The organism is Allocoleopsis sp., assembly GCF_036703385.1.
GTDB lineage: Bacteria > Cyanobacteriota > Cyanobacteriia > Cyanobacteriales > Coleofasciculaceae > Allocoleopsis.
The window spans coordinates 1-9148 of the sequence record NZ_DATNPA010000730.1 but is presented as its reverse complement, the minus strand read 5'-3'; the positions used below and the strand labels follow the sequence as shown (position 1 = coordinate 9148).

The following is a 9148-nucleotide window of genomic DNA, read 5'->3' as shown; positions in this document are numbered from 1 at the left end:
CCTTACTATACCAACCCGCAACTCATGAAGAAAAACTGTTAGCGGAGCCTCCACCAGAGGAGTTTATCAAGGCGTTGCAAGAACGAGGAGTTGAGCCTCTCGCAGTGGGACGAGCGATCGTCGCCACCTGGCATCCTCATGAAGATACAGTGTTAGAAGTCATCCGTAACCTAGGGCTTGAACGGCAAGTCATCTTTAATAAAGGCGCTGTGATGGTGCTTCCTTCAGGCGTAAACAAAGCATTTGGACTCAGCGCAGCCTTAAGTGAATTAGGGTTATCGCCATACAATACGGTTGGTGTAGGGGATGCTGAGAACGACCATTCTTTACTCGACTTTTGTGGGTGCGGCGTTGCCGTTGCCAATGCCCTTCCCATCCTCAAAGAACATGCTGATTTCGTCACAAACAGCGATCGCGGTGCTGGAGTTGTTGAACTCATTGACAAACTCATCGCCTCTGACTTGGCAGAACTTGCTCTTGAGTGAGCTGGCTTTTCACGCCATCTGGAAAACCCACTCTAGACCTAACCCCCCAGCTCCTCATCCTCACCTTCGGCTCCGGTCGCTCCGGCTTCCTTACTAGGGTTGGGGGAGAATTCAAAGTCCCCCAGAATTGGGGGATTTAGGGGGCTTATTAACCTCAAACGTAAGTAGAGAAGACTTGTATGTACAGCGTAGCCCCCACGGGGAGAGGGATTTAGGATGAGGGCTTCCCCTTGGTGACATGCTCCTTTTTCCAGCTCCATCTCTCTCCTCACGATGTCGGCGGATTCTCGCGCTTGGCTAAATCCGACGGTGGGCGATCGCTACTCCAAGCCCACCACACAGAGCCACACTGACACTGATAAAACTCCTGCCACTTGCGGCGGTAATCTTCTGTCATCACAGGCGATCGCCGATTAATCCAAACCCGCTCAGCCTCCATTGCCGAACCTCGGCACTTGGGACAGCAGAATTCTACGGCGTGAGTCGCGGATGTTGTCCATTGAGGAGGAACAGGGGAAAAAGCTTCCATCTAGACCTCCCTGTGGAGAGCGCGGAAATGAAGACTTGCTGTTTGCCAAAGATGCACCAAGTGCAAACTTGCTAAGCCAATCTTTCCAGACACAACAGCAGACCCTAGAGGCGTAGCGTTAGTAGCATTAGTTGATGTATCGCAAACTTTTGATTTAACTGTCATTCTAAGTTAGTTAGTAGCTAGATAAAGTTTTGAGTTGGAAATGGGATAGGTTTTTTGTAGGGCACAGAGGTTTCAACCTTTGCAACTCTGTTTGCCCATAACACCAAATCTTGAATGCCCAGCAGTGAGCCCGATGAATCCAGAGCCTGAAATTCGCCGCTTGATTGAACTCATGCCTGCTTCTGGGCGGATGCTGACGAAAATTGTTAGCAAACCGCAACAGACTACAGTCATTGAAAGTCCATTGCCCCAGCCTTGGTCGCGAGAGCGACCCATCTATATTAACTTTGATTTGTGGCGTCGTTTGCCCAAACCCCAGCGAGACCTGCTGTTGTTACGGACAGTCTGCTGGCTAATTAGCATTAAGTGGTTTAAGCCGGACTTGTATCAAGGAGTTGCTGCTGCGGGCTTGCTTGGGGGGATCATCGAACTGGCGCAGGGGGATGCAGTAGGCATCGTGGTGGCTACAGGATTGGCTGCGATCGCAGGTACCCAAATTTGGCGCAGTAGCCGCAGCTCTCAGTCTGAGTTGAATGCCGATGAAAATGCGATCAAAGTGGCGACACGGCGTGGTTATGACGACATAGAAGCTGCCCAACATCTCTTAGCGGCGATTGAATCTGTAGTCCAGATTGAAGGACGGTATGGCTTAAACTTTACGGAATTGATTCGCTCTCAAAATTTAAAAGCGATCGCGGGTCTCTCATCTGTAGGTGTTCCCGATACCCTGAAGCAGGAGTAACATTTTCCCAACCCTCAATCAGAATCAATACAGGCCTTTGCATAATCTGTCTCAAGAGTGTGGGTTTCAATCCAGACAAAATGCTAGTCTGCGACGGCGGCTCTCTAAAGGAGGAGTTCAGTATACATAGAGAGCCAAAATTCACAAAGGGTTGGAAGTCATGGCTGAGTTCAAGCTACGCCTACAACTTCAAGGAGATGTGGAAAAAACAGTAAGGGTAAATCGAGATGAGTTTGTAGTGGGTCGTTTACCTGTATGTGATTTGCACTTGCCTTTCTTGGAGATTTCTAGACATCATTCTCGATTCGTGAAGACAGAAATAGGCACTTGGTTAATTGAAGATTTAGGGAGTACTAATGGTACGCGATTGAATGAAAAGCTAATCTTATCTCCGCAACCCATCAAGGATGGAGATGTTGTTCATTTAGGGTCTATTTACCTGAAAATTATGCTCGCAGAGCATTCTCAGCAAAATGAGGTGGGTATAAAACTTCCAACTCAAGAAATCAAAACCTATGGCAATGCTAAAGAATTACAAGAGAGATGGATAGAAGCTGATAATTCAAAGGAGGATGAAACAAACTATCAAACTGCCATTAGCCGTTTAAAAGATTTAGTCGATATTGCCAAAAATTTAAATTCTGCTGTATCCATCGAAGCGATTTTTTCCCAAGTCAAGCAAATAGTATTTCGTAATCTACCATGCATTGAACGCTTGGCTTTATTAGTGGATGTTCAGGGGTCAGGCAAACTTCAAGTTCTCAATGCTGCTGTCAAAGATATATCCGAGCAGTTAGAGTTAACGATGGATGCTAACTGGATTAGCCGAACTATCTGTCAAAAAGTCTTTACCGAGAAAGTTGCCATTAAAACAGCTGATGCCCAGACAGATGAGCGATTTGACCAACAACAGAGCATATCTGATAAGGGTATTCGTAGTGCTTTGGCTGTACCTGTTTGGGATAACAATCTAGTGGTTGGTGTTCTTTATGCAGATGCCTGCATTCACTTTAATCCTTGGAGTCAAGGCGGAGATGAAGACCTCAGCTTTTTCTCAGCTTTAGGCAACATTGTGGCATCAGCCGTGCAACGTTGGCGCTTGATCCACAAACTTAGAAGTGAAGAAGCGATTAGGCAAAGATTAGAACGTTATCACTCTCCAGGTGTGGTGCAGCATATTATGGCAGAGGGGGTATTAGAAGAAGGCCGCCTCAAACCCATCGAGGCTGATATTAGTGTCCTCTTTGCCGATTTGGTTGGTTTTACAGCTCTTTCACAACGATTGAGTCCAAGGCAAATTGCTCAGTTGCTCAATAGTTTATTCGAGGAAATGCTGAAGGAAATTTTTGCAGCAGGTGGCACCTTGGATAAATTTATTGGAGACTGCATCATGGCATTTTTCGGTGCTCCTAAACCCCAGTCCGATCATGCTGATCGAGCTTTGCGTGCAGCAAAAAGAATGCTTTATCGCCTCGATCGCCTCAATGCTTGCAGGACTTTCTGTGAACCCCTACAATTACGAATTGCCATCAATAGCGGTAAGGCTATCGTAGGAGATGTGGGCAGCTCTCAAAGGGTAGACTATACGGTGTTAGGAACAACGATTAATCTGGCCTCTCGTATGCAACACATTTGCCTTCCTGGTGAATGTGTGGTGAGTGAAGCGACCTTTGCTAGGCTAGCGCGAAAGCAAGGCTTAGTAGAGATGAAACACTACCGCTTTAAAGGAATTAATCAACCCGTTCTGATTTATCAAACAAAGAGATTATCGAATAAGACCTTATCCTCAAAATCTAGCCATTTAAAATCCAGTCATTTATTAACCGTTGTTCCCTCCCGTACTTACCACTCTTCTCAGGATAATCAGCGCTAGAATCGACAAAAAACAGTTTTTATACCATTTGGGATTTGGGATTTTAGAACTCTAACCCAAGTAACTCTTTAAAAACAGATTTGAGTTGAAAATAGTCTGATAATCAGAGCCTATCCGGTTGCATCGCAATTAACTGAGATTTTACCCAAATACCTCTGAGACCCTCTGCGCTTCTCTGCGTTAAAAAAACATATTATAGCCCTTCTCGATTGGCTACGGTACACTTTTAACCTCTCTCCAAACCTCTCTCCTTGTAGGAGAGAGGCTTTGAAATTAGTCCCCTTCCCTAGTAGGGAAGGGGGTTGGGGGTTCAGCCTGACAGTACTCCATTCATTTGAGAATCGCTATATACCGATGCCAACAGATTCGATATCAAAGGAGGCGGATAAAATTCCGCCTCCAAAGCACTATCTAATTTTCAATGCGACTACTTCATCTCAACAGGAACTCTCATGCCTTCTGCTGATAGTCTGCCGTCCGGATCAATGGATTGACCTTCAATGAACGAACGCAACATCCAAGCCATTTCCTCATGTTGCTCCATCAGTCCGGTGAGGAAGTCTGCTGTACCTTGGTCGTGATACTTTTCACCACACTGGTCAATGTGATCGCGCAAGTTGCGGATAACGTGTTCGTGATCTGCCACTAAGTTCTCTACCATCCCATAAGCGTTGGGAAGACTACCTGCATCTTCACTAATCGAAGCATATTCCAAGAAGCCTTTAGCCGTACCAAGGGGGTAGCCACCTAACATGCGAATTCGCTCAGCGATCGCATCAATATTTTCTGTCAATGCTTCATAGTGTTCTTGCCACAGTGTATGCAACGAACGGAACTGTGGTCCAACAACATCCCAGTGGTACTTTTTAGTTTTAATTAACAGTAGATACGCATCCGACAGGTCGCGATTCAACAAATCGGTAACGCCTTGACGTTGCTCTTCTGATAAACCGATATTTAAAGGGCGCATAATCTTTTTCTCAACACTTTGTTACTTTAGTTATTGGAACAAATCGATACCGCAATTTCATCGGTCTCGTGGGAGAGAGTCAGGTTATCTAGAGTAGTAGAATTTTGAGAAGACTGAGCGAAAATAAATCAGGCGTTGGGGGTATTGTCAATTGGACTAACCTTGGCGCGGTATAGAAGTTTATCTCCCTGTTGGTAGCCGATATAACGCACTCTTACCGTTGCCCCAGGTTGAGCATTTCCCTCCATCAGTTGGTGTAGGTGGGGATCGTAAGGAATTTCTGATCCGACAGATGCGATCGCTTCTACTCCCCATTCTTGCAATAACTGTTCTACAGGTCGCACTAAGGGCAGCAACCTCACGGCGGGTAGCTGCTGATTCTGCTGTGCTGCATAAGCTGCTGTTGGCCATTGCACTAGCCAGGATTCTAGCACTTGTAAACTCGACTGCTGAAACTCCTGTATCAAAGCCTCTCGCTGCTCATGCATTTGCTGTTGTAACCGTTGGTACTCCCGCCTCAACTCTGTCTGTGAAGCTGGCTCATCAACTCGTTGAGTTTCATCAAAAATTGTTAGTAGCTCAGTCATGGATACTTGCAGGACTTGACTGATTTTGAGCAAAGTTTCTACTCGCATCTGCCCCACCTGTCCCTGTCGTAACCGTCTCACTTGGCGTTCTGAAACCCCAGCTTTCCTGCTGAGTGCCGTAAAACTTGAAACACCCGCCTGCTGCATGAGTAGCTGTAACCGATGAGTGAAATCTTGAGAGGACGACTGAGCCATTTTAGGTAAGGTAATTGAAACCTGTTTTTGCAGACATTAGCAGATTTATATATTTTTGGCTTTTTTGCAACTTTGTCCAAAAAGAATGAGCCTAGGTCCTGAACAGGGTAATATGCTTCTGAAAACCCCTATGAATAGCTCATGATCACAAAAATTTTTGTTTTTCTTCTAGGATTATCCCCTAATGTTAAACGCAGCTTATGGCGTTGGTTGTATGAGTTCTGGGCTAACTACTACCAAAAACCAGACTGGAAATTTATGAATTATGGGTTTGTCTCTCTAGAACCAGAGGTCAGCCCATTAGATTTGGCAGAAGAAGATGAAGATGATCGTTATTTTATCCAGCTGTATCATCACGTAGCAACGGCTGTAGATTTGAAGGGAAAACAGGTTTTAGAGGTTGGCTCAGGACGGGGCGGTGGAGCTGCTTATGTGGCACGTTACTTAAAACCGAACAGAATCGTAGGGCTAGATTTTGCCGATAATAATATTCGATTTGCCCGCCAAACCTACCCAGTGCCGAACTTATCTTTTCAACAAGGAGATGCTGAAGCTTTACCCTTTGAAAATGATACTTTTGATGTCGTATTGAACGTGGAATCTTCTCATTGTTACGGCTCGATGGAACAGTTTGTTCAAGAAGTGAGCCGAGTGTTAAAGCCTGGAGGTATCTTTTCCTGGGCTGACTTACGTACCCTCGATCAGGTAGCTGCTCTCCAGCAGAGTTTTGAACACTCCGGGCTTAAGCCAATTAAAACGACTGAGATTACCCACAATGTTTTACGGGCATTGGAGCTGATGAATGAACGCAAGCAGACTTTCATTCGGATCAATATTTCCCCTTTCCTGAAAGAAGGTTTCAAAGAATGGGTCGCTATGAAAGATAGCCAATTGTATGAGGCTTTGCAAACGGGTCAAGCCGTTTATTTAAGTTATGTTTTTGAGAAATAAAAGTCTAGAATCCCCCGTCATACCGTAAGGCTGCCAGGGGATTAGAGATTATTGATACAGAATTTACGTTTTGCCCCCCTGATCAGGCGTAGTCGCTGCTAATTTAACCCCTCAAAGGGACAAGGGGGACAAGGGAGACTAGGGCGAGCAAGCTTTTAATTTCGTTGATTTGATAGTCTCTACTCACCTCTTTGTTTAGCTATGAGACAGGGGTTTCAGGCAGCCTGACCCGGCTTTAGCACGATCTTGATGCAGTTGTCCTTTTTGTGTTTGAAAATTTCGTAGCCGTGGGGTGCTTGCTCTAGTGGCAGACGATGGGTGATCACGAACGATGGATCGATATCGCCCTTCTGAATGTGCACCAGTAGCGGGGTAAAATACCTGTGAACGTGGGTCTGTCCCGTTTTCATGGTCAAGGCTTTGTTCATAAAAGCCCCCATTGGAATCTTGTCTACAAAACCACCATAAACACCAGGAACGGACACAGTGCCTCCTTTACGACAGGCAAGGATCGCCTGCCGCAAAGCAGGGGGACGATCTGTTTCTAAACGGACTGCTTGTTTCGCTTTGTCGTATAGTCCCTCCAGTCCCATACCGTGGGCTTCCATCCCCACTGCATCCATCACGGCATCAGGGCCACGACCTCCCGTCATTTCTTTGAGGGCTTCCCCAACATCAACCTGTTCAAAATCGAGGACTTCTGCCCCGCCGTCTTTTGCCATCTGGAGGCGTTCAGGCACACGGTCGATCGCAATTACCCGTTCTGCTCCAAGTAAAAACGCACTACGAATTGCAAACTGGGCCACCGGGCCACAACCCCAAATGGCAACCACATGACCGGGTTGGATATCACAGTTTTCCGCTGCCATATATCCAGTCGGAAAGATATCCGAAAGGAACAGCACCTGTTCGTCTGTCAACCCGTTGGGAATCTTGCATAGACCGACATCAGCATGAGGAACGCGGGCATATTCTGCTTGACCGCCTGCATAGCCCCCTAACATATGGGAGTAGCCAAAAATGCCTGAGGGCGAATATCCCATCAGGGCTTCTGCCATAAAGGCATTAGGGTTGGTGTTATCACACAGAGATGTTAGCGTTTGTTTGCAGAAGAAGCAGTGACCACAGGCGATGGGAAATGGATTGACGACCCGATCGCCAACCTTAATTCGCTTAACTTCACTGCCGACTTCAACGACTTCTCCCATGAATTCATGCCCCAGAATATCGCCGTGCTCCATCGTGGGAATGAATCCATCGTAGAGGTGTAAATCAGAACCACAAATTGCAGTGGATGTAATTCTGATCACGGCATCTCGGGGATTAATAATTTTGGGATCGGGGACCGTTTCGACTCCCACTTTGTTAGCACCTTGCCAGCAAACTGCTTTCATTGTTTTTCCCTCTTTCTGAGTGATTGTTTTGTGAATTGAGAATGGAGTTAGCGGTAAACCATTACGCTGATTGAAATATGATGTTGATGCAGAGTTTCAGGCTGTAACTGCATCACTCAAGATCTTTTGTTTTATTGAACCCTGCCTAGCTTCGTCGTCCTGATGTCTGACCTTCATTAGTGGCAATTTCACCTGTCTCCATCAGCATTTTGAAGCGGGCAAGATCGTCTCCAATTTGCTGTTTTGGGTTTTCACCAAACAGCTTGGCAATCGCATCTCCAACTACTCCAGCAGGCGCATCATAGGTTGTGATGACTTTTACCTCAGTCCCCCGATCGCCAGGAGCAGGTTGAAAGTGAACCGAACCAGAGTTCGCAATGTCTGCCCCTTCCACTGAAGTCCAGGCAATCACTTGATTCGGACGATCTTCAGTGATTCTGGCATCCCATTCAACGCTGTTGCCCATCGGTGCGCTAGTAACCCAGTGCGATCGCCCATCGTCATAGACCTTCACACTTTTAAGATGCCTGGTAAAGCGTGGTAAGTTTTCTAAGGTGTCCCAGAAGCGGTAGAGTTCCTCTACTGGCTTGTTAATCGTCACCGTCTTTTCAACTTTGATCGATTGGTTCATGTCCATTGCCTCTTGTGCTTGTTGTGCAATCGAGCGTTTTCGAGCCTCACCGCAGTAGAACAGGTTGAGCGTCGATGCGAACGCGAAAGAGCGTATATGGCTTTTGGCGCAGGTCTTTTCCCTTTTGGTATTTCGCCTGACGATGCAACTGATTTGCTGTGACGTAGAGGTATCCATCTGCCGCAACGGACATCGTATCGGGCCACAGAAGGCGGGGGTCGTGTACTACCGTTTCCCACTCCCCACCAGAACGGCGACGCAGAACCGCATTATGCTCGTAGTTCGTCGAGTATATATACCCTGCCGCGTCTGTTTCGAGTCCATCTGAAGCACCGCCCCTGTCTCCTTCATCAATTACGGTTGCAGCAACGGCACTTTCGTCAATTGAGCGATCCACGAGTGCATCAATGGCAACACTGTAGAGCCGTCGGCTAGCAAGCGGGCAGTAGTACAGGCGTGACCCATCTGCACTAATGGCAATCCCGTCTGACCCCATTTTGATTGGCTTGGTCTTTCCATCTGGCTGACGTTCCAATAGTGGACGACCCTCGACGATTGGGCGGAAACTTGATAGCGCCTCAGCCTTTGTAGATGGATGATCGTGCAGCTTGCGCCAGCTCTCGCCT

At 46.8% G+C, this 9148-nt stretch carries 9 protein-coding genes and 1 pseudogene; 4 read left to right on the top strand and 6 right to left on the bottom strand.

Translation table 11 applies throughout. The features are described 5' to 3' along the window. On the top strand, window positions 1–485 hold a 485-nt coding region (locus V6C93_RS34490), incomplete at its 5' end, for an HAD-IIB family hydrolase (protein WP_333481209.1). 268 nt (window positions 486–753) lie between these two features. Here the strand turns inward: V6C93_RS34490 and V6C93_RS34485 are convergent. Beyond that, complete coding sequence (locus V6C93_RS34485) at window positions 754–1014, bottom strand: hypothetical protein (RefSeq protein ID WP_333481208.1); 261 nt, start codon at window positions 1012–1014, stop codon at window positions 754–756. A 298-nt stretch (window positions 1015–1312) separates the two neighbouring features. Here V6C93_RS34485 and V6C93_RS34480 point away from each other — a divergent pair, with 298 nt between their 5' ends. Together V6C93_RS34480 and V6C93_RS34475 are read left to right on the top strand one after the other, a co-directional pair. Continuing rightward, the gene (locus V6C93_RS34480; RefSeq protein WP_333481207.1) at window positions 1313–1921 is read left to right on the top strand and encodes a DUF3318 domain-containing protein; all 609 of its coding nucleotides are present in this window, start codon (window positions 1313–1315) and stop codon (window positions 1919–1921) included. A gap of 160 nt (window positions 1922–2081) precedes the next feature. Beyond that, entirely contained in the window at window positions 2082–3794 is a 1713-nt protein-coding gene (locus tag V6C93_RS34475) for an adenylate/guanylate cyclase domain-containing protein (RefSeq protein WP_333481206.1), read from the top strand. A gap of 427 nt (window positions 3795–4221) precedes the next feature. On the opposite strand, the gene V6C93_RS34470 is transcribed toward V6C93_RS34475, so the two are convergent. Next, the gene (locus V6C93_RS34470; RefSeq protein ID WP_333481205.1) at window positions 4222–4764 is read right to left on the bottom strand and encodes a Dps family protein; all 543 of its coding nucleotides are present in this window, start codon (window positions 4762–4764) and stop codon (window positions 4222–4224) included. Window positions 4765–4892: 128 nt separating this feature from the next. After that, complete coding sequence (locus V6C93_RS34465; RefSeq protein WP_333481204.1) at window positions 4893–5546, bottom strand: helix-turn-helix domain-containing protein; 654 nt, start codon at window positions 5544–5546, stop codon at window positions 4893–4895. A gap of 141 nt (window positions 5547–5687) precedes the next feature. On the opposite strand from V6C93_RS34465, the gene V6C93_RS34460 reads away from it, so the two are divergent. Beyond that, window positions 5688–6497 carry a class I SAM-dependent methyltransferase gene (locus V6C93_RS34460; protein WP_333481203.1) on the top strand — a complete coding sequence of 270 codons (810 nt, stop codon included), beginning with the start codon at window positions 5688–5690 and terminating at the stop codon, window positions 6495–6497. Window positions 6498–6712: 215 nt separating this feature from the next. Here V6C93_RS34460 and V6C93_RS34455 read toward each other — a convergent pair whose 3' ends face one another. The 3 genes and pseudogenes from V6C93_RS34455 to V6C93_RS34445 all read right to left on the bottom strand — a co-directional run. Further along, complete coding sequence (locus V6C93_RS34455) at window positions 6713–7891, bottom strand: zinc-dependent alcohol dehydrogenase (RefSeq protein WP_333481202.1); 1179 nt, start codon at window positions 7889–7891, stop codon at window positions 6713–6715. 145 nt (window positions 7892–8036) lie between these two features. Beyond that, window positions 8037–8585: pseudogene (locus tag V6C93_RS34450) on the bottom strand (SRPBCC family protein); the annotation flags it as partial. Beyond that, window positions 8569–9148, bottom strand: a 580-nt coding sequence (locus V6C93_RS34445; RefSeq protein WP_333481200.1) for an SMP-30/gluconolactonase/LRE family protein, incomplete at its 5' end; no start/stop codon positions are given. The gene V6C93_RS34445 and the pseudogene V6C93_RS34450, both read right to left, overlap by 17 nt.

Bases quoted from the DNA above. Each gene is read 5' to 3' on its own strand.
- V6C93_RS34465 (WP_333481204.1), bottom strand. From the start codon at position 5,546: ATGGCTCAGTCGTCCTCTCAAGATTTCACTCATCGGTTACAGCTACTC.
- V6C93_RS34455 (WP_333481202.1), bottom strand. From the start codon at position 7,891: ATGAAAGCAGTTTGCTGGCAAGGTGCTAACAAAGTGGGAGTCGAAACG.
- V6C93_RS34470 (WP_333481205.1), bottom strand. From the start codon at position 4,764: ATGCGCCCTTTAAATATCGGTTTATCAGAAGAGCAACGTCAAGGCGTT.
- V6C93_RS34475 (WP_333481206.1), top strand. From the start codon at position 2,082: ATGGCTGAGTTCAAGCTACGCCTACAACTTCAAGGAGATGTGGAAAAA.
- V6C93_RS34460 (WP_333481203.1), top strand. From the start codon at position 5,688: ATGATCACAAAAATTTTTGTTTTTCTTCTAGGATTATCCCCTAATGTT.
- V6C93_RS34480 (WP_333481207.1), top strand. From the start codon at position 1,313: ATGAATCCAGAGCCTGAAATTCGCCGCTTGATTGAACTCATGCCTGCT.
- V6C93_RS34485 (WP_333481208.1), bottom strand. From the start codon at position 1,014: ATGGAAGCTTTTTCCCCTGTTCCTCCTCAATGGACAACATCCGCGACT.